25 protein-coding genes and 1 pseudogene are annotated in these 23682 nt (G+C 36.7%); 12 read left to right on the forward strand and 14 right to left on the reverse strand.

Translation table 11 applies throughout. From position 1 onward, the window contains the following. Window positions 1–155: 155 nt before the first annotated feature. Window positions 156–293, reverse strand: a complete 138-nt coding sequence (locus tag EG339_RS22510; RefSeq protein WP_185147661.1) for a hypothetical protein — start codon at window positions 291–293, stop codon at window positions 156–158. Window positions 294–504: 211 nt separating this feature from the next. Between EG339_RS22510 and ahcY the strand changes: the two genes are divergently transcribed. From ahcY to yiaA, 3 genes and pseudogenes are all read left to right on the forward strand, one after another. Beyond that, window positions 505–1818, forward strand: a complete 1314-nt coding sequence (gene ahcY, locus EG339_RS22515) for an adenosylhomocysteinase (RefSeq protein WP_066700438.1) — start codon at window positions 505–507, stop codon at window positions 1816–1818. A 98-nt stretch (window positions 1819–1916) separates the two neighbouring features. Further along, window positions 1917–2744: a hypothetical protein gene (locus EG339_RS22520; protein ID WP_123872253.1), complete on the forward strand. Its 828-nt coding sequence runs from the start codon at window positions 1917–1919 to the stop codon at window positions 2742–2744. A 163-nt stretch (window positions 2745–2907) separates the two neighbouring features. Beyond that, a pseudogene (gene yiaA / locus EG339_RS22525) lies at window positions 2908–3297 on the forward strand (inner membrane protein YiaA). Window positions 3298–3448: 151 nt separating this feature from the next. Here the strand turns inward: yiaA and purE are convergent. Further along, window positions 3449–3952, reverse strand: a complete 504-nt coding sequence (gene purE / locus EG339_RS22530; protein ID WP_123872254.1) for a 5-(carboxyamino)imidazole ribonucleotide mutase — start codon at window positions 3950–3952, stop codon at window positions 3449–3451. Window positions 3953–4209: 257 nt separating this feature from the next. On the opposite strand from purE, the gene EG339_RS22535 reads away from it, so the two are divergent. From EG339_RS22535 to EG339_RS22560, 6 genes are all read left to right on the forward strand, one after another. After that, complete coding sequence (locus EG339_RS22535) at window positions 4210–5136, forward strand: DMT family transporter (RefSeq protein WP_123872255.1); 927 nt, start codon at window positions 4210–4212, stop codon at window positions 5134–5136. Between the two features lie 105 nt (window positions 5137–5241). Beyond that, window positions 5242–5805, forward strand: coding sequence for a hypothetical protein (locus EG339_RS22540; RefSeq protein ID WP_123872256.1), 564 nt, complete (start codon window positions 5242–5244; stop codon window positions 5803–5805). Between the two features lie 6 nt (window positions 5806–5811). Beyond that, window positions 5812–7935: a cation:proton antiporter gene (locus tag EG339_RS22545; RefSeq protein ID WP_123872257.1), complete on the forward strand. Its 2124-nt coding sequence runs from the start codon at window positions 5812–5814 to the stop codon at window positions 7933–7935. Between the two features lie 179 nt (window positions 7936–8114). Further along, a complete protein-coding gene (locus tag EG339_RS22550; RefSeq protein WP_123872258.1) occupies window positions 8115–8786 on the forward strand; it encodes an SH3 domain-containing protein in 672 nt (223 codons plus the stop codon). Between the two features lie 7 nt (window positions 8787–8793). Then, complete coding sequence (locus tag EG339_RS22555; RefSeq protein WP_123872259.1) at window positions 8794–9165, forward strand: hypothetical protein; 372 nt, start codon at window positions 8794–8796, stop codon at window positions 9163–9165. 40 nt (window positions 9166–9205) lie between these two features. Continuing rightward, a complete protein-coding gene (locus tag EG339_RS22560; RefSeq protein ID WP_123872260.1) occupies window positions 9206–10018 on the forward strand; it encodes a hypothetical protein in 813 nt (270 codons plus the stop codon). Between the two features lie 58 nt (window positions 10019–10076). Here the strand turns inward: EG339_RS22560 and EG339_RS22565 are convergent, their stop codons facing one another. Beyond that, window positions 10077–11189 carry a 5-(carboxyamino)imidazole ribonucleotide synthase gene (locus tag EG339_RS22565; RefSeq protein ID WP_123872261.1) on the reverse strand — a complete coding sequence of 371 codons (1113 nt, stop codon included), beginning with the start codon at window positions 11187–11189 and terminating at the stop codon, window positions 10077–10079. A gap of 25 nt (window positions 11190–11214) precedes the next feature. After that, a complete protein-coding gene (locus EG339_RS22570; protein WP_123872262.1) occupies window positions 11215–11766 on the reverse strand; it encodes a DUF1543 domain-containing protein in 552 nt (183 codons plus the stop codon). 97 nt (window positions 11767–11863) lie between these two features. Between EG339_RS22570 and EG339_RS22575 the strand changes: the two genes are divergently transcribed. Together EG339_RS22575 and EG339_RS22580 are read left to right on the forward strand one after the other, a co-directional pair. Beyond that, window positions 11864–12694, forward strand: a complete 831-nt coding sequence (locus EG339_RS22575; protein WP_123872263.1) for a sulfite exporter TauE/SafE family protein — start codon at window positions 11864–11866, stop codon at window positions 12692–12694. Next, window positions 12694–13077, forward strand: a complete 384-nt coding sequence (locus EG339_RS22580) for a DUF1634 domain-containing protein (protein ID WP_123872264.1) — start codon at window positions 12694–12696, stop codon at window positions 13075–13077. The genes EG339_RS22575 and EG339_RS22580 overlap by 1 nt, the downstream gene beginning before the upstream one ends. Here EG339_RS22580 and gloA2 read toward each other — a convergent pair whose 3' ends face one another. Together gloA2 and EG339_RS22590 are read right to left on the reverse strand one after the other, a co-directional pair. Then, the gene (gene gloA2 / locus EG339_RS22585) at window positions 13078–13455 is read right to left on the reverse strand and encodes an SMU1112c/YaeR family gloxylase I-like metalloprotein (protein WP_123872265.1); all 378 of its coding nucleotides are present in this window, start codon (window positions 13453–13455) and stop codon (window positions 13078–13080) included. A gap of 21 nt (window positions 13456–13476) precedes the next feature. After that, window positions 13477–13917 (reverse strand): nuclear transport factor 2 family protein, encoded by a 441-nt coding sequence (locus tag EG339_RS22590; RefSeq protein ID WP_123872266.1) that lies wholly within the window; start codon window positions 13915–13917, stop codon window positions 13477–13479. A gap of 113 nt (window positions 13918–14030) precedes the next feature. Here EG339_RS22590 and EG339_RS22595 point away from each other — a divergent pair, with 113 nt between their 5' ends. Continuing rightward, window positions 14031–15113, forward strand: coding sequence for an endonuclease/exonuclease/phosphatase family protein (locus tag EG339_RS22595; RefSeq protein WP_123872267.1), 1083 nt, complete (start codon window positions 14031–14033; stop codon window positions 15111–15113). Between the two features lie 41 nt (window positions 15114–15154). Here the strand turns inward: EG339_RS22595 and EG339_RS22600 are convergent, their stop codons facing one another. From EG339_RS22600 to EG339_RS22635, 8 genes are all read right to left on the reverse strand, one after another. Then, on the reverse strand, window positions 15155–16210 hold the full coding sequence (locus EG339_RS22600; protein WP_123872268.1) for a diphosphomevalonate decarboxylase: 1056 nt from the start codon (window positions 16208–16210) through the stop codon (window positions 15155–15157). A 209-nt stretch (window positions 16211–16419) separates the two neighbouring features. Next, a complete protein-coding gene (locus tag EG339_RS22605; RefSeq protein WP_123872269.1) occupies window positions 16420–18189 on the reverse strand; it encodes an AMP-dependent synthetase/ligase in 1770 nt (589 codons plus the stop codon). Then, window positions 18186–19199: an NAD-dependent epimerase/dehydratase family protein gene (locus EG339_RS22610; RefSeq protein WP_123872270.1), complete on the reverse strand. Its 1014-nt coding sequence runs from the start codon at window positions 19197–19199 to the stop codon at window positions 18186–18188. Before EG339_RS22610 ends, EG339_RS22605 begins: the two co-directional genes overlap by 4 nt. A 400-nt stretch (window positions 19200–19599) precedes the next feature. Then, window positions 19600–20604, reverse strand: coding sequence for an MvdD family ATP-grasp ribosomal peptide maturase (locus EG339_RS22615; protein WP_123872271.1), 1005 nt, complete (start codon window positions 20602–20604; stop codon window positions 19600–19602). After that, window positions 20597–21553, reverse strand: coding sequence for an MvdC/MvdD family ATP grasp protein (locus EG339_RS22620; protein ID WP_123872272.1), 957 nt, complete (start codon window positions 21551–21553; stop codon window positions 20597–20599). The genes EG339_RS22615 and EG339_RS22620 overlap by 8 nt, the downstream gene beginning before the upstream one ends. Before the next feature lie 89 nt (window positions 21554–21642). Then, window positions 21643–21861 (reverse strand): microviridin/marinostatin family tricyclic proteinase inhibitor, encoded by a 219-nt coding sequence (locus EG339_RS22625; RefSeq protein WP_123872273.1) that lies wholly within the window; start codon window positions 21859–21861, stop codon window positions 21643–21645. A 115-nt stretch (window positions 21862–21976) separates the two neighbouring features. Continuing rightward, a complete protein-coding gene (locus tag EG339_RS22630) occupies window positions 21977–22756 on the reverse strand; it encodes an alpha/beta fold hydrolase (protein WP_123872274.1) in 780 nt (259 codons plus the stop codon). 92 nt (window positions 22757–22848) lie between these two features. Next, complete coding sequence (locus EG339_RS22635; protein WP_123872275.1) at window positions 22849–23568, reverse strand: pyridoxine 5'-phosphate synthase; 720 nt, start codon at window positions 23566–23568, stop codon at window positions 22849–22851. Window positions 23569–23682 lie beyond the last annotated feature (114 nt).

Here is a 23682-nt window from a genome sequence, read left to right on the forward strand (position 1 = left end):
ATTGGGTAAAAATAGTGAAAAAGTTGGAAGATGGGAGCCGGAAAAAAGAGGTTATTTGGAACAATAAAATAACTTACTTATAATATCCATTAAAAGACATGTTTTTATTTGGCTTAAACACTGTATCCTCCAACATTTTCTTTCAGCTTCCTTTCCTATGATTTCACCTGATGATTCACATCATTTCTATGCTCTATAATTTCCAGATTGGAATCCACAAAACAAGCACTTCCGAACCCATTCACATAAGAGCCTTTTACAGGTTGTAAAGCGATTAAAATGAAATCACCCATGTCAGAAATAACATCTACTACTTTTCCGTGTGCTTTTTTCAGGTTTAGTCTTCATATATATTAATTAATCAGATAAAAGTAATTAAGACTAAATAGTTTTAAATCATGTCTAATCTCAGGAAACTGAAATTGATCTGTCGTTTTTTTATCTTAATTATAAATTGTAATTTTGCCTTTCGTTATCAATTGAATTTAAATTTATTCATTACATATGAGTACAACAACACAATACGTTCCTTATAAAGTTAAGGATATCTCCCTTGCAGAATGGGGAAGAAAAGAAATTACCCTTGCAGAAGCAGAAATGCCGGGTTTGATGGCTATCCGTGAAGAGTACGGACCGTCTCAGCCGCTTAAAGGAGCAAGAATCGCAGGATGTCTTCACATGACGATCCAAACGGCTGTGCTTATCGAGACATTGGTAGCTTTAGGAGCTGAAGTTACCTGGTCATCTTGTAATATTTTCTCTACACAGGATCACGCTGCGGCTGCTATTGCTGCTGCCGGAATTCCGGTTTATGCATGGAAAGGTTTAAATGCTGAGGAATTCGACTGGTGTATTGAACAGACTTTATTCTTTGGTGAAGACAGAAAACCATTGAACATGATCCTTGATGATGGCGGAGATTTAACAAACATGGTTTTTGATAAATACCCTGAATTTACAAAAGATATCAAAGGACTTTCTGAGGAAACGACTACCGGAGTACACAGATTGTACGAAAGAATGAAGAACGGAACTTTAGTAATGCCGGCTATCAACGTAAATGATTCTGTAACTAAATCTAAATTCGACAACAAATACGGATGTAAAGAGTCTGCAGTAGATGCTGTGAGAAGAGCTACTGACGTAATGTTGGCCGGAAAAAGAGTGGTAGTTTGCGGATACGGAGACGTTGGTAAAGGTACTGCTGCTTCTTTCAGAGGAGCCGGTTCTATTGTTACGGTTACTGAAATTGACCCAATTTGTGCGCTTCAGGCTGCAATGGACGGTTATGAAGTGAAAAGATTGGATACTGTAGTAGATAACGCAGATATCATCATCACTACAACAGGGAACTTCAACATTGTAAGAGGTGAGCACTTCCTTAAAATGAAAGATAAGGCTATTGTTTGTAACATCGGTCATTTCGATAACGAAATCGATATGGCTTGGTTAAATGAAAACTATGGTTCTACCAAATCTGAAGTGAAACCTCAGGTTGATATCTATACAGTAGAAGGAAAAGAGATCATCATCCTTGCAGAAGGTAGATTGGTAAACTTAGGATGTGCTACAGGTCACCCAAGTTTCGTAATGTCTAACTCTTTCTCTAACCAGACTTTGGCTCAGATTGAGTTATGGAACAACTCTGCTGCTTACAAAAATGAAGTATACATGCTTCCTAAACACTTGGATGAAAAAGTAGCGGCTTTACACCTTAAAAAATTAAGCGTAGAGCTTGAGACGCTTTCTCCTGAGCAGGCTGCTTATATTGGAGTAGACGTAAAAGGGCCATTCAAGCCTGAATACTACAGATATTAAGAGTCATAAAACATGATATGATCCCACTATTTTGAAATAGTGGGATTTTTTGTACAGTATTATGCAGTATTCCTTATTTTTACCCACAAAAAAATAACATGAAAAAAATATTATTTCTGGGAGCTCTAAGCTTATTCTTTAGCAGCTGCAGAGGTGATGATGATAATGATACACCCAATAATCCTGAAGCTAAAATATTTTTAAGTAAAGTCACAACTGTTAATTATACTAATCCTTCTAACATTAATACAAGTGTGGTAACATTTGATTATAACAGCAAAAAACAATTAATCAAAATTTTATCACAAAACACATCGACTAGTTTCGAATATGATACTACTGGAAAGCTATCAAAAACAACTTACTATAAAGCTGATGGAACTGTTGCTTATTATACCACCTGTACTTATAATGAAAATCAGCTAACTACAATTAAATCAATCTATCCAGATTCTAATGGTAACACAACAAAGGTTTACATCTATAACAACGATAAAATCACTGGTACTTCCCTTTGTTTTTCATTAAATTGTACCATTCCATCTACTTCATCATATACTTACAGCGGTGATAATATTTCAACAGAAACCTCATTCAGTGATAATATAGGTGGTCCATCTACTATTAAAAGAGAATTTTCCTACGACAACAAGATCAATCCTTATTCTCTGACCAATACATACTTTAGAACTTATTTAGCTGGCACACAATTTTTAAGTCAAAATAATTATACGTCAGAAAAAATAAGCCGTAAGGATAGTGAAGGAAATTGGATTGAGATTCAAAATGTGACCTATGAAATTCAATACAATAGCTCTCAATTACCTTCTAAGGTTATAGGGAAAGAGGCTAATGGTAAGACCTTGATAGAGTATAATTACGAATATATTACTTTACAAAAACAATATACAGCCTTTCCAGGTTAGGAATGTTTTGTTTTAAAAAAACAGATTTCCAACTTACATATGATAAGACGAAAGATAAAAATCATAATTCCATACCTCCGTATTTTCCCCATATTCTCTCATAATGGCGATAATGTTAACAAAAATTGAATATATTTGACCCCTTAAACAAAACATTAAATTCATGAAAAAACAAAGAGTATCAAATGCATTTGTAGCAGCATCTTGGGTTGCATTGGGAGCTGGAATGGTTGGGTATATCGTGGGTCTTGCAAGAGCAGAAATGCAGCTAAATGAGAAAGGTTATTATTTTACCATCTTATTATATGGTTTATTTGCTGTTGTTTCTTAAAAAGCAGTTCGTGATAAATTAGAAAATATTCAGGTAACGGACATTTATTATGGAATCTGTTGGTTTGCAACTCTGTCTTCCATTGTATTACTGGCCATCGGGCTTTGGAATGCCACTATACTACCCAGTGAAAAAGGATTCTATGCATTTGCATTTCTTCTTGCACTTTTTGGCGCTATTGCCGTTCAGAAGAATACCAGAGACAATATGCTTCAGGAATAATACATAAACTCTCCCAATGCCGGAGAGTTTTTATTCTTATATGAATTTTACACTTTGTAATACTTTAAAAGTAGCGGAAATTTAAAATTCATAAAAAAGCAAAAGCCTCGCTGAAAAGTGAGGCTTTTAATATACTGAGTTTACAACTAAACTATTTATCAAAATGATTAGGATGCTGAGCTTTGATATCTTCTACCGTTCCCAATACTTTATCTTTTAGAGAATCCTGATATTTCTGAAGTTTTCCGGCAACTTCTTCATTACCGCTTCCAATGATTTTAGCTGCTAAGATTCCTGCATTTAATGCTCCGTTCAATGCTACTGTGGCTACCGGAATCCCCCCTGGCATCTGAAGGATTGAAAGCACAGAATCCCATCCATCAATAGAATTACTGGACAAGATCGGAACTCCTATTACAGGAAGTGTTGTACAGCTTGCCACCATTCCCGGAAGATGAGCTGCTCCTCCTGCTCCGGCAATAATCACCTTAAGACCTCTTTCCTGAGCTGTTTTTGCATAATCAAACATTCTTTCCGGTGTCCTGTGTGCTGAAACTACAGTCAGTTCATAAGGAATATCCAGACTTTTAAGGAAATTTGCTGCCTGTTCCATAATTGGCAGATCACTCTGACTGCCCATAATAATACCTACCATCTTCAATTTTTATTAGATCTTCAAAGATAAAAATTAAAATTAAGTTGGGAAACTGAAAGAAAAACTGGTAATTACCATTATTTATTTAAAGTCTGACTCTCCTCATATCATTATTTTTCAACTACTTATTTTATTTTTCAATTAAAAAAGGCTTCCATTGGCTCAAAATTTTCATCTGTACTCTTAAAAATTATAACATCTGTACCCATCTGATATTTTCGAAAGTGGATATATTTGTTTTTACACCACATTAGATTTTGAAAGATTATAAGCTTACTCTGGCCATACTTACTGTTGCCATTGTGTGGGGAACTACATTTTTGTCGATCCGCATTGCAGTGGAAACTATTCCTGCCTGGTTTGTTGCAGGTATCCGCCAACTTCTGGCTTCCGTTATTATGTTTCTGATTCTTGTTTACAGAAAAGAATTTAAATGGATCGGCTGGAAGAACCTTAAATACCAGATCATCTTTTCCATCCTCATGCTGGTGATTGCTAATGGAATGACTACTGTAGCTGAGGAGGAAGTTACCAGCAGCCTTACCTCACTGATAAGTGCCTGCTCTCCTATCCTTGTATTCCTGGGAAGCCTCGCACTGGGATTACAAAAATTCAGCTGGCGGGCTTTTACAGGAGTAATGATGTGTTTCAGCGGCATTGTTTTTATATTCTGGGATGGGATCAATGATCTTAAAAACCCGGATTATGCCCTTGGAATTCTGTTTTTATTTATTGCCATTGCAGGCTGGGCCTCAGGAACCATTTTTACCAAAAAGCTCAACCTTCACAGCGGAAATATTTCACTGAATTTATTTTATCAGTTTGCTTTTGCAGGTATTACCCAGATCATATTCGCTTTTTTATTCTCGGAGAATTATAATTTCGGAAACTGGACGCTGCGCAGCGTTACAGCTATGCTTTATCTGTCTGTTTTCGGCTCAGTAGCAGCATTTTTTGCTTTTCATTATGCGCTTACTAAAGTTTCCCCGGTACAGGTTTCCATCTTGGCTTACATTAATACCATTATCTCCATATTCTTAAGCTGGCTGATCCTTGGTGAATATATATCCTTTAAGTTTATTATTGCGGCGGTCCTAATCATTTGTGGGGTTTTTATCATCAATTATAATCGCGAAATGTTCAAAAAGCAGAAAATGGATAAGGAACTCACATCCAATTCATAAGTATCTGATACCAGAATACAATCAAAGAACAGACAAAATTGTTACCAAATTGTAATTTGCCCCGCTTTCATTTTTTCCCTATATTGTATACTCAACCTATACAATATGCTTAAAAACACATTTTTCGCCCTTCTTGCGGCCTCTTTTATCCTGGTAAGCTGTGATTACAAGGAAAAGGAGAAGAACCTTACAGACAGAGAAAAACAATTGTTAGAAAAAGAAAAAACATTCGCAAAAAAAGAATCTGAATACCAGTCTCTTTTAAAAATGAGAGACAGTATTTTTGCTAAAAAAGATTCCGTGGTTATTGCCACATGGCCTGCAGAGATCTCCGGACCATGGAACGGTAAAGTGATCTGTACAGAATCCAATTGCAGTGATTATGCTGTAGGTGACCAACGTACGGATATCTGGGAATTTGATAATGATTCTACCCAACCTATTACCAAGATCATCAATAATAATAACCTGGTAAGACTGTATTCCGGTAAATTTGAGAATAATGAGATCAGACTTTCCTTCAAAACAGATTCTACCGCTAAAAAGAATGTAGAAATGAGCGTTCTGCTTAATGACATTTCAGATAATAAGATCAAGGGAATCAGGACCATTACATCCGATGGCTGCACAGCTAAGTTCTCTGTAGAGTTAGTACGTTCCACCAAATAAACACCTATGATTTTACTGAGTATACACAACCTGAGCCTTCCCATAGAGGATCCAGTACTGAAGTTTCTGTTGGTACTGGTCATCATCCTCGCAGCTCCATTATTATTAAATAAAATTAAAGTTCCCCATCTTCTGGGGCTTATCATCGCTGGCGCAATTATCGGTCCCAACGGATTTAATGTATTATCCAGAGACAGCAGCATCGTTGTAACCGGAACTACAGGCCTTCTTTACATCATGTTCCTCGCAGGACTTGAGATCGATATGGGAGATTTTAAGAAAAACAAATGGAAAAGTCTCACCTTTGGGCTTTATACATTTATTGTTCCTTTTGTGTTGGGGTATTTGGGAGGATATTATATTCTTCATTTCTCAATGCTTACCTCCATTTTATTTGCAAGTCTTTTTTCATCCCACACCCTTATCGCCTATCCATTGGTAAGTAAGCTGGGAATTGCTAAAAATAAGGCCGTCAACATTACCGTTGGAGGAACAATGATTACAGATATCCTGGCGTTATTGGTTCTTGCCATCATCGTTGGAATGTCACAAGGTGATGTAGGAACAGAGTTCTGGGTCAAATTATCCGTTTCATTCATTCTTTTTGCATTAATTGTACTTATTGTCTTTCCAATTATCGGGCGTTGGTTCTTCAAAAGAGTGGATGATAAGATCTCACAGTATATTTTTGTCTTAGTGATGATCTATCTGGCGGCAATGCTTGCTGAACTTGCCGGAGTAGAAGCCATCATTGGAGCATTCTTTGCCGGATTGGCATTAAACAGGCTTATTCCTCATACTTCCTCCCTAATGAACAGGGTTGAATTTGTAGGAAATGCCATTTTTATCCCTTTCTTCCTGATTAGTGTGGGAATGCTGATTGATTTTAAAGTGTTTTTCAAAAGCTGGGAAACGCTTGAAGTAGCGGGAATTATGCTGGCTGCATCCATTGGAGGAAAATATCTTTCTGCGGTAGCTACTCAGAAAACATTCAGATTAACAAAAGAAGAGGGAAAACTGATCTTTGGATTAAGTTCGGCTTCTGCTGCAGCCACCCTTGCATCCGTAATGGTTGGGTACAACATTATCCTTTCTGAGACTGAAACAGGAGAACCTGTAAGACTCCTTAATGAACACGTTCTTAACGGAAGTATCTTATTGATCCTTATCTCCTGTACTATTTCATCTTTTATTTCCATGGCAAGTGCCCAGAAGATTGCGGAAAGCGATAATGAAGATACTGTTTCCGGAACCAGCCATGAGGAAGAAAATATTCTGTTGGCCATTAATCACGAGGAAACTGTAGAGAGAATGGTGAACCTGGGAATTCTTATTAAAGCACATTCCAATACGGAAGATTTATTTGCCTTAAATGTCATTAATGAAGATAAAAACGAATCATCTGTAAAGAATGCCGAAAAGCTTCTCCACCAGGCGGCTGATACGGCTGCTGCAGCTGATGTCAAATTACAGGCCCTTAAAAGATATGATAATGATGTTATCAATGGGGTAAATAACGTTATCAAGGAGCAGAAAATCACGGATCTAATCATTGGTCTGGAAGATGAAAAAGGTTTTTCACCATCCTTTGTCTATAATCTCTATAACGGTTACCTTCAGAATGATGATGTGAACGTATTGGTTTATCATGCAGCCCAGCCACTTTCTACCATTAAGAAATACGCTGTAATGATTCCTGAAAATGCTCATAAGGAAGCCGGATTCTTCCATGCTCTTTTAAGGGTTTGGAATATTGCAAGGAATTCCGGGGCTACTGTTGTTTTTTATGCGCCTGAGAATATTATTGATATTCTTCAGAAAATCATTAAAAAAGCCAATATAGAAGCCGAATTCATCATTATGAGTACATGGCAGGACGGTGAAAGAACAGCCACCCAGCTGAAAGATGATGAAGCACTTATCATTTTCATGGCTAAACGCGGAATGCAGTCTTATATTCCACGTATGAGGCTAATCCCGGAATTATTGAACAGATATCTGAATGATAATAATTACCTCCTGATCTTCCCTTTCTCTGAATATGATAAAAACAGCCCTGAAATACGCTCTGTAGGCAATCATGGAGATTTTATGGAAATCGGGAATGTGATTCAGAAGATTTTTAAATAAGGAACCTGAAGCTGGAGGCTGGAAGTTATTGAATATGATAAATAATAATCGGTTAACATTTAGTTTATCTTTTCTTAAGAAATCATGACGTAATGATCCCCTGTAACTAACTTCCAGTTTCCTTCTTCCAGCTTCCTACTTCCAGCCTTTTTACTTATTTTTGCTCAAAATTAAATTTATTGAAAACAAAAAAGATATTTCTTTTAGCGGCAGCTTTAAGTGTACAGCTATCATTTGCCCAGTTTGCAAAAGTTATAGATAAAGACGGCTATGTGAATATAAGGGAAAATGCAGATGCAAACAGTTTGGTAGTTGGAAAGATCAACTCGGATGATATTGTCTATATATTTGAATCTGATCCTGCTCATAAGAACTGGGCCAATGTAAGCAATGGATATGTTCATAATTCGAGACTAAAATATATTGAATCTTATCAAACCATTCTACCCACTTTACGTGACGCCAACAAAGCTATTTTTAAATCCGGAAATATCAAAGTAAGTATTGTCTCCGGAAAATTCAATTTTAAGGAAAATGAAAAAGATTTCACCTCAACTTTAAGCGGAGATTATTACAAAAATCAGCAGGTTTGGGGAATAGACGGAACCATTCCTAAGACTCATTACCTTTCCATTACAGCCCAAATTGGAGATAAGACCATTCAAATTCCTGAAAAAGAAATTGAAAACCTGTTCAATATCAATAATAAGTCTACCACATGTCATTATGACCGTATCAATGATATCTTATACATTTCAATACTGAATTCTGAGGGTGCCGGTGCCTATGCCGGACTTTTTATCATTGAAAAAGGGGAATATAAAAACAGGATTTTAGAAATTCCTTTTTAATATCCTTATGAGAAAACTGATCACCTGTCTGGTTTTGTTTATACTGTATTGCCTGCTTGCTTTTCCCATTGCTGCTATAGATGATGTATTAAATACCAATAGCTTTTACCTGGTAACAAGTCTGGGATTTGGAGTTTTGGACTCGATCATTGCTTTTATTATTTTAAAATGTAAAAGCATATTTAACATCATCACCGGATTTGTAATTGCATTTATTGCTTTATCAGCAGCCCATCTTCTCATGGAACTAAGATGGAATCCGGACTGGGATGATTATGGAATGATGACAGCAATCTGCACAAATGCTATCAGTTCTGTTATTCTTTGGGAAATAGCTTTACAGATTAAGAAGAGATATTTATTTTCGCATGGACATTAGACTTTAATTTCAATTTTGTATTTTGTCGCAAAAATAATCCATGAAACAAATTATCAAATTTCTATTCATCTTTATACCAGCTATTACTTTCGCGCAGGATCTTAAATATTCTGAAAAAGAACTTCAACAGAAACTAGATTCCATCAAAACAGAAGCAAATTTACTTTTCTCCTATGAAAATGCATCATGGCATGCCGGCGATTTGGCCAACAGCAACCCTAAAATCCGTGAAAATATGGGAAGCTATCTGACATACGGGGTAAAAGATATCATAAAAACAGTTTTTCTTAATAAGGACCAAAGTAAAATCATAGCTGAATATGACTTCAAAAACAACCAAAAATCACCTGTAAAAGAAAGCTTTACACAAAGAGAGCTTAACAATGCAGAAAGCACTTTAAAAAATATTCATTCCGTAGTAATTCCACAATTATCAGATCCAAAATATGAAGTGTCATTACCACATGGATTTAGTCTTAACCTCATTCTTATACCATTTAATGAAAATTATAAAATATATCTGATCTCCGGAACCTCTCAATCCGGAGTCATTCCATTTGGGAATGACTATCTTTTTGTATCAGATAAAAAAGGAACTATTATCTCCAACAAAAAATTTCATTCAAGATTAATTCCTGCCCAGACTACAATGCAGGATGGAAGCGAATTAACAATGGTTACCCATAGCCATTTAAAAACCAATCCATTTATCACTGCTACAGATATATGTACTTTTAAGCTTTATGCTCCACTTACAAAACTGGAAGAATTTTCCGTTTATTCTCCTGCATTAGGAACATATATGAAATACAATTATAAAAAGGACACTATAGAAGTAGTTAAAAAACCTTAGGTATAAACAAAAATAGCTGTAGAAAAGACTACAGCTATTTTTATATATTTTAATTCTGTTATTCAGAAATCACTCTCACCATTCCTTTCACCTGTACAAGCTTTTCCATAAGCTCTTCTCTGGAGTCTGCAAGAACATTGATGTGTCCCATTTTTCTTCCAGGTTTGGTTTCTGTTTTTCCGTATAAGTGGATGTAAGTTTCAGGCAGCTTGAGGACTTCTTCCATTCCTTCATAGATTACTTTTCCGGCATATCCTTCTGCACCTACCAGATTTAACATTCCGCTGTAAGTGATAGCATCCGTATCTGCCAAAGGAAGATTTTTTACTACACGATACATTTGCTCGAACTGAGAATTGGTATTTCCTTCCTGGCTCTGGTGGCCTGAATTGTGCAGTCTTGGAGCGGTTTCGTTTACCCAAACTTTCCCTTCTTTATCCAGGAATAATTCGATGGCGAATAATCCCGGAGAATTCACCGCATTCAGGAACTTTTCCGTAATAGAATCAATCTGGTTCTGAACATCTTCCGTCAGAAGAACCGGACATACATTGAAGTCTAAAAGATTCAGCTTTGGATCAGCTACCATTTCCGTTACCGGAAAGGTATTGGTTTCTCCTTTTTCATTTCTGGCTACAATAACGGAAAGCTCTTTATCAATATCTACAAGACTTTCAATAACTGAAGCTTCCTTCCATAGATTCTGTAAGTCTTCTTCTGTCTTAATAACCTGTACTCCTTTTCCGTCATATCCGCCGGTATTCATCTTCTGAACAAACGGCAATGGCATCATAATCTTTTCATCACTGTTCCAAACTACCTGGAATTCAGGGCTTGGAATATTATGCTTTTTGTAAAATTCCTTCTGAAGGATCTTTTGCTGGATGGTTTTGATGATACCTGCATTAGGAACCACTCTGATTCCCTGTTTTTCAAGTTCAGCCAAAGCATCGGCATTTACGTGCTCTATTTCAATGGTTACCACATCTTTGTCTTTTCCAAAGTTCAGAACGGTTTCATAGTCATTGAAATTTCCTTGTGTAAAATACGAGATATTATGGCATGGCGCATCAGAAGCCGGATCCAGAGTATAAAACTCATCATCATACTTCAAAGCACTTTGTATCAGCATTCTTCCCAGCTGTCCGCCTCCCAGAATTCCTATTTTCATTTTTTATTTTTATTAGATTTATGCTTTATTGAATTTTATCAATTTTTAAATACCCTAATCCCATTGGGTTCTCCTGATTTTCAGCCTCAGATTTTGTAAGAGCAATGGAATATTTTTCTTTCATAGATGCCGGAAGAATATCATTTACATTGAAAATATCATCAATATCCACTCCATGCTTATCATCAATATGGCTTACGGCTCCTTCAAATCCCATGGTCTTATAAAACTCCGTAGCTTTAGCTCTCTTTACAATCTCGCCCATGGACTGTCCTACCATCAGATGCTGCTCGTGGAATTCTTCAAAAAATCCGGGCTTATAGCCTCCTAGATTAAGGAAGAACAATTGATTTTCAGATGGAGCTTCACCTTTTTCAACAATCTTCACTTCATAACCATCAGCAAATTTAACCTCCTGATAACAGTCAATATGAATCTTTCCTTCTGCTTCTTTCCAAAAGGCTTTCATATCAGGAACAAGCTCCTTAAGGTTTTCAGCAATCCCAAAAAAAACATCGTGCTGTTCAATATTTCTTCCTTTAGGGGTTGCCCCAAGAATCACATAAAATAATTTCATTTCACTTTTCATGCCTACAAAAATACGTTAAATTTATCTTTTTCAAATGTTTGGCAGACTACTACAATAATTTTATATTTGTAATATTAATTGTAGTATGTCAGAAATCATCATACTCTTCCTTGGTGCCATTTCAGCGGGCCTTTTGGGTTCACTTACAGGGCTGGGAGGAGGAGTCATCATTATTCCTTTATTAACGCTGGGATTCGGTGTTCCAATGCACTATGCCATCGGCGCTTCTCTTATTTCCGTAATCGGTACCTCTTCAGGCGCTGCGGTAGCTTTCGTAAAAGAAGGTTTTACCAATATGAGAGTCGGAATGTTTCTCGAAATAGCTACCACAGCAGGAGCCATTGTAGGAGCTTTGGTTTCAGGTATGCTTAACCCCAATACCATTGGAATTATTTTCGCAAGTATCCTTCTTTTGACGGTTGCTTTAAACCTAAAAGGAAAACCTGATCATCAGGAACCTCTGATTCAAGGAAGTCTGGAAGAAAAACTTAAACTTTACGGCACTTTCCCGGATAAAGGAATATTAAAAAGCTATTCTGCAAGAAATACAGTACCGGGATTTTTAATGATGATGTTCGCCGGTGCAATGTCCGGACTTTTAGGAATTGGTTCAGGAGCACTGAAAGTACTGGCAATGGATAATATGATGAAACTGCCATTCAAAGTTTCTACAACTACCAGTAATTTTATGATTGGAGTAACAGCGGTTGCCAGTGCACTGATCTATTTCCAGAGAGGTGAAATTATTCCGGTAATTGCAGCTCCTGTACTGATTGGAGTGGTAATTGGAAGTTTTATTGGTTCTAAAACCCTGATGGTATCCAAAACCAAAAAGCTAAAGGTATTTTTTGCCATTGTGATTACAATTCTGTCTGTATATATGATGTATAACGGTATCAATAAAAGCTTCAGATAATGAAAAAGAATTTTACAGATATAGATCTGAACCGCTCTGTAGGAAATCTCCTGAGACTGGGTGTAATTCTCTCTGTAGCTACTTCCCTGATCGGATTCATCAAACTGTTTACTGAAGGTTTTGAGATGCCCAGCAAATATACCAGCCTTGTTGTGGCAACTTCTTCTGAAAAAATATGGAGCCACTTCTGGAATTCCCTTTGTAAGGGAGAAGGAATGGCCATTATTCAGCTGGGAATCCTGATACTGATCCTAACTCCTCTGATGAGAATTATCTTTGCTTTAATAGGTTATTTAAAAGAAAAGGACTACATATATGTATTTATTTCCTCCATTGTTTTAGCAATTATGGCAGTGAGTTTCTTTGCAGGGTATGCCCACTGATTACATTTCATAAAACTCCAATGGCAAATAATCCGGATCTTGGGTAAAGAAAAATTCTTTCCCTGTGAATTCATCTATACGGATCTCCTCACAATCCAGACCTTTCCTTATTAATTCGTTTCGTTTTTCCGTTACATTTTCTACTGAAAAAGCAAGATGCCTTAATCCGCAGGCTTCGGGACGCGATGGGCGCGCAGGCGGATCAGGAAAGGAAAATAATTCAATCACATAATGATCTCCTATAGCCAGATCAAGTTTATAAGATTTCCTTTCTTCACGGTAAACTTCACGAACGATCTGTAAACCTAAAGTTTCTGTATAGAATTTCTTTGATATCTGATAATCTGAACAGATAATGGCTATATGATGGATTTTCATTTCTTTTAACTAATTGATTTATTATTTTATTTCTCTACAGTTTTCCTTTCTCCGGGTATCAATAATATAGTGAATTTTCCATTCATTATTCTGTTTCACCAGTTGGAAGCTATTGGCTCCGCAATGGGATAATTTCCCTTTCAGGTAAAAACTGTAAGGTGTAAATACGGTGGCCAGATTTCCATCTGTATGAACAGCTTCTATTAGGATCCTTTCATCCAGGTCACCTTTTGAAAACTTTGAAACAGTATCTATAAATTCCTGTATATTGTCACCTTTTACGGTACCATCTTGTGTAATAGTCTGCAAAACCGCATTTTCAGCAAAGGCTGATTTTACAAGTTCAGGGTCTGCATTTTTCATGCCAAGAAACAGGCTGTGTATAGGTTTTTCTATTTCCTGACTCTGCTGTGCGAAACAGAAACCACTGCATAAGACAAATATTGCTGTTATGGTATTCATAAGGAGTAAATTTAACTAAAAATAGGTAAAATAAATTTTAATTTGATTATGAGATTTTAAATTTCATTTTCCTTAAATTGTAATAAAAATTATTTCAGCCAAAGAATTTTTATATGTTGATTGTTTATATGATTCTGACCATACTTTTACTGGTCTTAACTATACTACCTAAAATTCAGCATTCTCACTGGATATTCCGGGTTCCTGAATTTGCTAAAATACAGGTTACTTATCTCATATTTTTCACTTTTCTGTTAGGATTTATAATTGCTCCTGCAGAATATTTCTGGTATTATCAGGGATTTCTGCTGGCTTTATTTGTTTATCACAGCCAAACCCTTATCAGATATACGCGCCTTTATCCTGTAAAAAAACATAAACACCGCAACAACTCTTCTGGAAGACTCCATTTTGTGTCGGCCAATGTTTACCAGTTCAATAAGGAATATGGAAGGTTTTCTAAGCTTATTGAAAAATATGAACCTGATTTTTTCATGACGATGGAAAGCAACAGCGATTGGGAAAAAGCCATGAGAAAACTGGAAAAGAAATATCCGTACCAGCACAAAGTAACCCTTGAAAACACTTACGGAATGCACTTTTATTCCCAAATTGAGATTAAGGAGGCAAGAACGCATTATTTTGTAGCAGACGATATTCCGAGCATTGAAATCCATATGGAAACAACAGATGGCTTTTCCTTTGTTTTCTTTGGTGTTCATCCGCCACCGCCAAGCCCTACAGAGGAAGAAACCTCCAAGGAAAGAGATGGTGATCTTCTAAGTACTGCCAAGCGGGTAAAAGATATCAAAGAACCGGTTATTGTAGTGGGAGACTTCAATAATGTAGCCTGGTCAAGGTCTTCTGTACTTTTCAGAAAGATGAGTCATCTTATAGATCCGAGAGTGGGGCATTCTTTTGTTTCTACTTTCCATGCCAGGTACCGCTTTTTGAGGTTTCCGATTGATCTGATGTTTCACAGCGAAGACATTTTTATCAAACAACTGAAGACATTGGAAAATTTTGGTTCAGATCATCTTCCGGTATACTGTGAATTTTTCATAGACCATCACAACGGTGAGCAGGCAGAGCTTATAGAAACAGCTACTTCAGAAGAAAAGGCAGAAGCAGAAATCATGATAGAAGAAGGTAAACAGGAAGACGGCAACCGGGAAACGGTTGTTACTGAAGATTAAATAAAAAAAGTGGACTTTAAAATCCACTTTTTAGTATTGTATTAAAACCTCATCACATCCTTCACTACTCCATTTTTCTGAGTATGTTGCAGTAATTCTGCTTCTATAAATGTTTTGATCTGTTCTTCTGAAGTGCCGCTTGGGAATAAAAGGTGTACATTGGCACCGGCATCCAGGGTAAAGAATAGAGGAAGTCCTGTTTCTCTCCTGAAATCCCAGATTTTATTGATCACTTCTAATGTTCCTGTTTTCATCAGGATAAATGCAGGATCGCTCATCATCATCATAGCATGAAGTGTAAGAGCTTCATGCTCTACCAACTTGATGAAACGTTCCATATCTCCATTTTTAAGGATTTCTTTCATCGGAACAAAGTTTTCCTTTGCCTCCTGAAATCTTCTTTCTGCATACGGATTAGACTTCATTAAGCCGTGGCCTACCGTTGAAGAAACGCTTTTCTGTCCTTCATGAATCAAGAGAACCCAATCGTTAAAGTTTTTGAATATTTCATGAATCTCACTCTCAGGATAGGCTACTGCAAACAGATCAGAACTTCCTTTCACTTCTTCCGTTTCTCCCCATACAATCAGCCCGTTGTAAAGGCTTCTGCATGCACTTCCACTTCCTAATCTGGCTAAAAAAGAAGCTTTTTGCAAAGATTCCTCTTCAGAGGTTTTTCCTGTAAATGACTCATCCAGAGCCATCAGGCATTTGGCAATAGCTCCGAATCCCGAAGCAGAGCTTGCAATTCCGGAACTGTGAGGGAAGGTATTCTCTGTTCTGATAATATATTTACCCTTTAAGATCCATGGAAGGTACTGTTCAATATTTTTGAAGTATTTTTCAATTTTTTCAGCGAATTTCACCTCTTCATTGTTTGACAAAAATGTCTGTACGGAAAAAGGCTCGTCAGCCAAAAAATCCATGGTAGTATTGGTTTTACAATGGTTTAAAGTATAACTGATACTTGGGTTAGCCGGAATCTGATTGTCATATTTCCCCCAATATTTAATCAAGGCAATATTAGACGGACAGCTCTCTGAAACCGTTTGTGTATGAATAATGAAATTTCCTTTTCCTATAAATTGTGTTGTCATAGTTTGATTTAAGTGATAAAAACTTTGAACCACTCCGTCAACAGTTCTTTGAATTTTTGCCATTTCTCCAACTAAGGGAATTTCACGTCTTCAATTAGCTATCCGTGAAAGGTTTTACAAAACTTAAGTGTACTTGTTAAACACAAAGCTGGCAATTTTAAAAACTTAAGTATTAAAAACTTTTGTGACTTTTGTGGTTTATAAGCCTGTTAATACATCTTCTCTATAATATCTGCATATTTTTTAAGAACCACGTTTCTTTTAACTTTCAATGTTGGGGTGATTTCTCCTGTATTGATGTCAAATTCTGCCGGCATCAGCGTGAATTTTTTCACTTTCTCATAATCGGCAAGGTGATTTTGCAGCTCTTTAATCTTATCTTTATAAAGGTTGATTATCTTTTCGTTTTTCACCATATCTTCCCAATGGGTGAATGGTATATTGTTCTTTTTAATATAGTCCTGTAAAAACTCAAAATTCGGAACAATTAAGGCAGATACAAACTGTCTTCCTTCCGCTACCAGCATAATCTGCTGAATGAAATTATTATTGGTCAGAAGATTTTCAATCTGTTGCGGTGCGATATATTTTCCGTTGGAAGTTTTCATCAGATCCTTAAGTCTGTCTGTAATAATCAGATTTCCTTTATCATCTAATTTACCCGCATCACCTGTTTTAAACCAGCCGTCTTCTGTAAATACTTTCTGAGTTTCTTCAGGTCTGTTATAATATCCTTTCATGATCCCGTTTCCTCTGGCCTGGATCTCATCACTTTCTCCAATACGGATTTCTACTCCTGGCAGTGGTTTACCGCTTGTTGCATGCTCAAAATGAGTTAAAGGGAAAAGCGTTAAGGTAGCTGTAGTTTCTGTTAAACCATATCCAACGGTAACATGGATCCCTACAGATTCAAAGAATCTGGTAACTTCCGGAGATAGTGAGGCTCCACCACAAGGTAAAAACCATAATCTTCCACCCATTTTTTCCTTGATCTTACTGAAGACCAACATATCTGCAACAGATTCTTTTAATTTTAACCCAAAAGGAATTGGTCTTTCATTTCTTCTTAATTCTGCAGTTTCCCAGCCGGTTTTTAAAGCCCAATCAAAAATCTTTTTCTTTAAGGATGAACCTTCTTCTGCTTTTTCAAGAACTCCGGCATATACTTTCTGGAAGAATCTCGGTACCGCACACATGGCAGTAGGCTTTACTTCCTCCAATGCTTTGGCTACGTTTTTCGGATCTTCAAGGAAATAAACCCTTGCACCACCATAAAGGCACAATAAACTCCAGCTTCTTTCAAAAACATGGCTTAATGGTAAGAATGCCAATGAAAGCTCTTCTTCAAAGTTTTTAAATTTAAAAAATTCAAAATGGGAATCGAATGCCTTGATGAAATTCCCATGGGTAAGCATAACCCCTTTAGGTATTCCTGTGGTACCCGAAGTATAGATCAGCGTAGCCGTATCGTCATATTCTCTTTTGCAGATCTCCAGTTTTGGAGAAGCCTTGGCAATGAAATCTTCAAGATAAAAGCTGCTGAATTCTTTCTTGATCCACACTGCTTTTTTAGAAACAATAATGGTTTCAAGATAATTATCTTCTTTGTGTAAAAGTTCCAGACAGGCATCGTACTGCATTTGGTTTCCTACCAGGATCACCTTCGTTCCGGAATCTTTAATGATATATTCTGCCTGCTCAGCATTATTCGTAGAATAAATTGGAACAGTAACTGCTCCAATAGACATTGCTGCCAAATCCATTATCATCCATTCAGATGAATTATCTGAATAAATAGCCACTTTATCATTTTCCTGAACACCTGCTCCTTTTAGTGCATTGGCGGTTTTAAAAATAATTTCACTGAATTTCTTCCAGCTCAGCTCTTTCCAGGCTTCTTCTTTCTTTTTAAAACCAATGGCTGCTTTAATAGGATGTTTTTCTACATTTTTAAGGATTATTGCCTCTGCAAGATTCATTTCTTCAGCTTTTTGTCGTTAATATAATTGTTCAGGTGAAAGTCTATGCTTTCTTGGATGGGAATAAACTGATAATTCAGTTTTTCCTTGACTTTGTGATTGGAAATGGTGTTGAATGAAGAGATAGCCTCAATATTGGATTCTGTGATCATTCTAAGCTTAGGAATCAGCCATCCGAAAAGAGTATTAGCCCATTTTCCTATGTTTAATTGCCATCTTGCAAGAATTTTTGCTTCTTTAAGGCCCAATCGGGTCCTGATCTGTTTTGCCAGATCGGCATATCTGTTATTTTCGGCAACAATAATAAAACGTTCCCCAAAAATATTGTTTTCCATCAGTTCAATGGCAGTTTTAGCAACATCTCTCACATCCACATAAGCAGATCCGCCGGCAAACGTAAAGCTGTTATCTTCAAAGGTTGAGAAAAGCTCACCGCTGCTTTGTGTCCAGTTTCCACTTCCTACGATCATTCCAGGATTGATGATAACTACGTTCATTCCTTCTGCTGAGGCTCTCCAGACTTCCATTTCAGATAAGTGTTTGGAAATAGCATAGGCAGAATGTTCTAATTTTGGATTGAAATCGGAACCTTCATCAAGCTCTCCTTTCTCATTATAGTTATCTAAAACGGCTACAGAGCTTACATGCAGAAATTTTCTGACACTGGAATCTTCGCAGGCATACAACAGATTTTCAGTACCTTTAATATTCGTATGGTACATTTCTTTCTCATCTTTGGGATGAAAGCTCACTTTTGCGGCACAGTGGTAGACCTCATCTACTCCTTTCAAAGCATCCTTTAAGGAATCAATATCATCAAAATCCACATTAACCCATTCTATCTTATTGAAAAAATCATCAGGATTCTCCGTATAAAAGCTGTATGAATGCCTTACTTCGTTTAAATTGCTGCCCGGTCTTTTGGAAGCACGTACGCTTTTACCTCTTTTAAGAAGCTCCAGCACGATTATTCTCCCCAGAATTCCGGTTGCACCCGTTACAAAAACCATTAAATTATGTTGCTTGATTGCTGACTAAAATATGACAATATTTTTTATCCGGCAATTCTTCAGGTTCCTATAAAAGTTACCTGAAAAACTGCTTTTGCAAATTTGCGATTTTTAAAACAAAATTCAACTTTATTTAACCAATATTATCATTCTGAAAATCAGAAAATATGAAATTTAAATACAGAGTACTTTTATTTCAACCACAAATCGAATCGTTAATAAAGTCAAAAAACATTTTTCTTTGAGCACATAAGTTTTTAAAAATACCTCCGTTGAAAACGTAAAAAATTCTCATCTACTGCAGCGCTGGCAAAAATTTAGGAGGTTTTGACGGAGTGGTTTAATAAAAAAGCCCTGAAAGCATTACAACTTCCAGAGCCACTATATAAAAATTAATCATTTATACCATTACCACATTATCTCTTCTAGGAGCTTTATCACAAAGCACATCTGCAATACTTCTGGAGATAAGGTTTCCTTCCGTAAGTTTATCCAGCCAGAAGAACTCTCCGGCTGCATTGATTTCGATAAAATAATATTCATCTTCAGGAGAAACAATAATATCTATCGCGCCATAGTCTACATGATAAACATCCAGAAGTTCCAGAAGTTTTTCTTCAACATCTGGCGGTAATTGTGTCTGCGTCCATTTATCTAACAGATTAACCCCATCTTTTCGCCAGTCTACTTTAGCGTCTTCAAACTGTTGGGAATCTACTTCAAAAGCATACACATCTCTTCCCACAATCGTCACCCGCAGTTCTTTTTTCTTTTGAATCATTTTCTGAAACTGCATTGGGCAATACAGCAGTGAATCCAGCTCTTCAAGTTTGTCTTCACTCACCACATTGGTAAAGACCACGCTTTCTACACCATCTTCATAAATTGCAAAACCGGTTTGCATTTTAGCGACCACATTCTTGTGTTTAAGGATAAACTGTTTTGCTTCTGCAGGGCTATTGGTGAGGCAGGTTTCCGGTATTAAAAGCCCTATTTTATGAGCTATTTTGAGCTGTTCTTCCTTACTGTCGAGTCTTCTGTACACACTTGGTTTGCCTAATGAATACACATCAACAGATTCAAAGAAACCAAATAAAGTATTACGGATCTCCCCCATAGCGGCACCCAGGAATTTGGCATCTATTTCATCCTTCAACCCTTTCCCGATATTGTAAGCCCGTCGATACCAGACTGCTGAAATATCTTCCAACCGGTATTTTTTCTCTGATGTTTCAAGCAATGTGATCCATTTCCCATCCTGGAAAACAGTCGACAGTTTATTTTGTAAAGGATACAGGTCAACATCAAAACGAATGACCTCACAATTATTCTCTTTAATATATTCCGTTACTTTTTCAATGGAAAAATTATCTGCAGTATGTGTTATAATTAAAATTTTATTCATGGATATTGATTCTTTTAATAAGGTTATCGGCAATTCTTTCTGCAATGGGAAATCCCAGTTCTTTTTGCAGCATTCCCCACTCTCCCTGCGGATTGACTTCCAGAAAATAATACTTCCCATCTTTACCACGGATCATATCAATAGCTCCCGTATACAATCCCATTTCCTTCATCATAGACGTCAGATTGGTTCTGATATCGGCAGGCAGTTCATAAGCTGTCCAGAAATAGTCTTTATGGCTCACCCTCCAGTCTGCATTTTCACTGTTGTTGATCTTTCCCGTATAAAATTCCCCGTCTACATACATAATCCTCAGTTCATATTCTTTATTTATATAAGGTTGAAAAATCATAGGACAATAGATCATACCCGAAAGGTTCTCCAGCGTTTCCTGCTCTATTACCATTGTGGAAATCAGGTTTTCACCACTCATTGTTTTACGGATTACTCCGTGAAGTTTAGCAATAGCTTTTCCTGAGCAATGCTCTTCAAAAAAAGCTTTTACTTTCTCTTCATCGTTGGTAAAAACAGTAGGGGGAATCGTCAGATGATTTCGTTTCGCTACTTTCAGCTGAAACATTTTATTTCCATCAACTTTCTTTTCATTTTCGTAAGGATTAATCCATGGAAGATGCTGCAGTTGGGTAAACAGATTGTAGCGGAGATGGGCATATTCATTCAGGAATATTTTTTCGTATTCCTGATCCAATTCCTCAGGGACGCTTATCCGCCATATTTTTCTATTCCATACTCCTGTAATATCATTGGAACTGACAGATTTCCCATCTTCACCAGTAATCTGGAATGAATCTTCACTGATGCTGATTTTCTGTAGATGATTCAACTGATCAGAATTCAGTCTGAAATAAGGAATATTTTTAGAAGAAAGATACTGAAAAAAACGATCAATAGTATAAAAATCCTGTGAGTGGGTAATACAGAGAATCATTCGCCGATTTTATTAAAAAGGGAAACTTAACATGTTAAGTTTCCCCCTTTGTTACAATTTTTTTATATGTTACCGTAAAATAATCATTTTTATAGTTCAGCGGTATCATCATCCCCATCAGAAGGATATTTCATGGTATGATCCATATCGGTTAACTTAGATGTTACACCATCCAAAGTAGGCTTTGTAACAGCGTCTCTCTCAGGAATTGTAATATCAGTTCCTCCTTTCACTGTTTCCGGATCTTTAAGTTGTTTTTCAAGAAATGACGCGAAAAACGGTTTCTTTTTTGAGTTTTTGTCTTTCATAAGTTAATATGTTTATTTATTTGATAATCGAATATACAAACTTTTTCAACTCATGGAGAAATAATTCAATATTTTAAGATAATTTTAACATATAATCAAAATAGAAAGAATATTATTAATCCAAACCAAGGAATTGCTTAACAACAATAGCAAAATCAACAGGGTTTTCAGCCTGAACCCAATGGCCTGCATTTTTAACGGTTACAATCTTAGCTTTTGGAAACTGCTGTTTGATTCCATATTCATCCTGCGGCAGGATGTAATTAGATTTTTCCCCCGCAATAAACAGGGTTTCCCCTTCAAAAACGCCAAATTTCACAGCATTGGAAACAAATTCATTATACTTTTCAGACAGCGTTTTAAGGTTAAACCTCCAGTTCAGCTTTTTATTATCATCCCAGTACAGGTTCTTCGTTAAAAACTGTATTGTTGATTTTTCAGGGATATACTGACTCAAAATAGCTTCCACCTCATTCCTTGAGCTTACGGTATTAAAATCCACCGTTTCAAGGGCCTTGATGATTCCCTGATGATGTGGTGGGTAAGCTTTGGGTGAAATATCAACCACAATCAGCTTTTCTACTTTTTCAGGATATTTTATAGCAAACTGCATCACAGCTTTCCCTCCCAGAGAATGTCCTAGAACATGCGCTTTCTGAATACCATAATGTTCCATATAACGGGCAATGTCATCAGCAAGATCATCGTGAGACATATCATCGGAATGAAAACTTCTTCCATGATTTCTAAGATCTATAAGGTGTACCGGAAGATATTCTCCAAGATCTTTTCCGAAACTTCCCCAGTTATCAAGCATCCCAAACAATCCGTGGAATACTAAAAGCGGCGTAGCGGCAGAACTTTCGCCAAATATTTTTGAATTTAAGATTTCCATATTTTTTTAAATAACAGATTTGAAATACAGATTCCGGAGGATCAGGACAAGACTTTTACTATAAAATCTAAATCTTACATCCGGCATCTATTTTACCATTTCGCCAATCTCTTCAAATAAGACTGAACTGTATTTTCTAAGCCCATGTATAACGCTTCAGAGATCAAGGCATGTCCGATGGATACTTCTAACAGATTTGGAATAGTATCTGCAAAATACTTCAGGTTTTCAAGGCTCAGATCATGTCCTGCATTAATTCCTAAACCAAATTCATTAGCAGCAACAGCGGTATCATAATAAGGTTTGATAGCCTGCTCTTTATTGGATAAGTAGTTTTTTGCATAAGCTTCCGTATAAAGCTCAATTCTATCTGCTCCGGTTTTTGCGGCATATTCTACCAGTTCCGGTAGGGGATCAAGAAAGATAGATGTACGAATACCTGCATTTTTAAATTCTGCGATGATTTCCGTAAGGTAATCCTGGTGTTTTTTAGTATCCCAACCAGCATTGGACGTAATAGCATCATCTGCATCCGGAACCAGCGTTACCTGCTCAGGCTTTACATCCAATACCATATCAATAAAAGACTGATGCGGATTTCCTTCAATATTAAACTCAGTCGTCACCAATGGTTTCAGATCATAGACATCCTTTCTTGTAATGTGCCTTTCATCCGGCCTTGGGTGAATCGTAATTCCCTGTCCCCCGAATTCCTGAATCTTTATAGCGGCTTCTGTCACACTTGGTGTTTCACCTCCTCTTGCATTTCTTAATGTCGCAATCTTATTGATGTTTACGCTTAGTTTTGTCATTTTTATATTTAGATGTTAGATAACAGAAGTTAGAAGATGGAAGGCAGAAGCTGGATGTTTATCCGGGCTTACGACTTCACTAAGGTATTCTAACTGTATTATCACTTAAGTTTA

The organism is Chryseobacterium bernardetii, assembly GCF_003815975.1.
In the GTDB taxonomy this organism is placed as follows: Bacteria; Bacteroidota; Bacteroidia; order Flavobacteriales; family Weeksellaceae; genus Chryseobacterium; species Chryseobacterium bernardetii.

Coding starts and splice junctions, on each gene's coding strand:
- gloA2 (WP_123872265.1), bottom strand. CDS start 13,455: ATGAAAATCCATCATATAGCCATTATCTGTTCAGATTATCAGATATCA.
- ahcY (WP_066700438.1), top strand. CDS start 505: ATGAGTACAACAACACAATACGTTCCTTATAAAGTTAAGGATATCTCC.
- EG339_RS22580 (WP_123872264.1), top strand. CDS start 12,694: ATGAAAAAGAATTTTACAGATATAGATCTGAACCGCTCTGTAGGAAAT.
- EG339_RS22635 (WP_123872275.1), bottom strand. CDS start 23,568: ATGACAAAACTAAGCGTAAACATCAATAAGATTGCGACATTAAGAAAT.
- purE (WP_123872254.1), bottom strand. CDS start 3,952: ATGGTAGGTATTATTATGGGCAGTCAGAGTGATCTGCCAATTATGGAA.
- EG339_RS22520 (WP_123872253.1), top strand. CDS start 1,917: ATGAAAAAAATATTATTTCTGGGAGCTCTAAGCTTATTCTTTAGCAGC.
- EG339_RS22540 (WP_123872256.1), top strand. CDS start 5,242: ATGCTTAAAAACACATTTTTCGCCCTTCTTGCGGCCTCTTTTATCCTG.
- EG339_RS22545 (WP_123872257.1), top strand. CDS start 5,812: ATGATTTTACTGAGTATACACAACCTGAGCCTTCCCATAGAGGATCCA.
- EG339_RS22570 (WP_123872262.1), bottom strand. CDS start 11,766: ATGAAATTATTTTATGTGATTCTTGGGGCAACCCCTAAAGGAAGAAAT.
- EG339_RS22630 (WP_123872274.1), bottom strand. CDS start 22,756: ATGGAAATCTTAAATTCAAAAATATTTGGCGAAAGTTCTGCCGCTACG.
- EG339_RS22510 (WP_185147661.1), bottom strand. CDS start 293: ATGGGTGATTTCATTTTAATCGCTTTACAACCTGTAAAAGGCTCTTAT.
- EG339_RS22555 (WP_123872259.1), top strand. CDS start 8,794: ATGAGAAAACTGATCACCTGTCTGGTTTTGTTTATACTGTATTGCCTG.
- EG339_RS22615 (WP_123872271.1), bottom strand. CDS start 20,604: ATGAATAAAATTTTAATTATAACACATACTGCAGATAATTTTTCCATT.
- EG339_RS22600 (WP_123872268.1), bottom strand. CDS start 16,210: ATGACAACACAATTTATAGGAAAAGGAAATTTCATTATTCATACACAA.
- EG339_RS22625 (WP_123872273.1), bottom strand. CDS start 21,861: ATGAAAGACAAAAACTCAAAAAAGAAACCGTTTTTCGCGTCATTTCTT.
- EG339_RS22575 (WP_123872263.1), top strand. CDS start 11,864: ATGTCAGAAATCATCATACTCTTCCTTGGTGCCATTTCAGCGGGCCTT.
- EG339_RS22605 (WP_123872269.1), bottom strand. CDS start 18,189: ATGAATCTTGCAGAGGCAATAATCCTTAAAAATGTAGAAAAACATCCT.
- EG339_RS22560 (WP_123872260.1), top strand. CDS start 9,206: ATGAAACAAATTATCAAATTTCTATTCATCTTTATACCAGCTATTACT.
- EG339_RS22620 (WP_123872272.1), bottom strand. CDS start 21,553: ATGATTCTCTGTATTACCCACTCACAGGATTTTTATACTATTGATCGT.
- EG339_RS22610 (WP_123872270.1), bottom strand. CDS start 19,199: ATGGTTTTTGTAACGGGTGCAACCGGAATTCTGGGGAGAATAATCGTG.
- EG339_RS22590 (WP_123872266.1), bottom strand. CDS start 13,917: ATGAATACCATAACAGCAATATTTGTCTTATGCAGTGGTTTCTGTTTC.
- EG339_RS22565 (WP_123872261.1), bottom strand. CDS start 11,189: ATGAAAATAGGAATTCTGGGAGGCGGACAGCTGGGAAGAATGCTGATA.
- EG339_RS22595 (WP_123872267.1), top strand. CDS start 14,031: ATGTTGATTGTTTATATGATTCTGACCATACTTTTACTGGTCTTAACT.